The organism is Deltaproteobacteria bacterium (assembly GCA_005879535.1).
In the GTDB taxonomy this organism is placed as follows: domain Bacteria; phylum Myxococcota; class Myxococcia; order Myxococcales; family 40CM-4-68-19; genus 40CM-4-68-19.
Genome location: VBKI01000101.1, coordinates 33107 through 33763 on the forward strand (window position 1 = coordinate 33107; position 657 = coordinate 33763).

A 657-nucleotide genomic window follows, 5' to 3' on the forward strand; every position below is an offset into this window, starting at 1 on the left:
ACCAGAAGATTCGCCTCGCCGCGGCCCGTGCTTCCCGCGGACCCGACATCGTTGTCGGTAAAGCAGCCCGCGCCGACGATCGGCGAATCGCCCACGCGGCCCGGCATCTTGAAGAAGAGACCGCTGGTCGAGGTGCAGCCGGCGACATCTCCCCGGCCGTCCACGGCGGAGAGATGGATGGTGCCGCCGCGCTGCGGCTTGCGGAGCTCGTCCCAGCCGAACTCCTCGATGAACTGCTTGACCTCGGGCGGGTACCGATCGGGCTGCGGCTCCAGCCACTTGTCCTTGTCCGAGAGGTTCTGCTTCCAGAACAGCCACACCTTGCGCGCCTTCTCCGTGAGCAGGTTCTCGGTGCCGAACCCGTTCATCGTCGCGAAATGTCGCGCCCCCGGTCCGACCAGGAGCACGTGATCGGTCGTCTCCATCACCAGCCTGGCGACCTTCGTCGGGTTCTTCACCCCTTCGAGCGACGCGACGGCTCCCGCGCGGCCGGTCGGTCCGTGCATCACGCAGGCGTCGAGCTGGACGACGCCGTCTTCGTTGGGAACGCCGCCGTAACCCACGGTCATGTCGGTGGGGTCGTCCTCGACGAGATTGACGCCGGCGATCGCCGCGTCCAGCGGGTCGGCGCCCTCCTGCATGCGGCGCACGGCAAGC

Annotated in this window: 1 pseudogene (running past one end of the window); it reads right to left on the minus strand. The window is 68.2% G+C overall.

Features of this window, described 5'->3' with window-relative positions:
* Positions 1-641, minus strand: a pseudogene (locus E6J58_23545) (hypothetical protein) (it extends 19 nt beyond the left edge of the window).
* Positions 642-657 lie beyond the last annotated feature (16 nt).